Below are 273 nucleotides of genomic sequence, written 5' to 3' on the forward strand. Positions count from 1 at the left end.
TGATGGCTGTAAACCTGCATTACGACCTTTTCGGCCGCTCGGCCGTCGTCAAGCACAAGGCTGCCGAAATCGCGTCGCCCGAAGGAGAGCCGCGGAAGCATCACGGCCGCCTCGGCATGACCGGCGTCATGGTTCAGGCCTTCAACATTATCCAGGATCGCATCTCGCGCGCCCGGCTTGCCGGTGACCCGCCGGATCTGGCCCTGCAACCGCGCGTCAACGATATCGGCCTTTCGGAGTTTCACCGCGCCGGCGAAGCGATCGACCGCGGCT

Annotated in this window: 1 pseudogene; it reads left to right on the forward strand. The window is 64.5% G+C overall.

The features are described from left to right. A pseudogene (locus EUU22_RS24315) lies at nucleotides 1–273 on the forward strand (Patatin); the annotation flags it as partial.

Origin of the sequence: Ciceribacter ferrooxidans, assembly GCF_004137355.1 — a bacterium.
GTDB lineage: Bacteria > Pseudomonadota > Alphaproteobacteria > Rhizobiales > Rhizobiaceae > Allorhizobium > Allorhizobium ferrooxidans.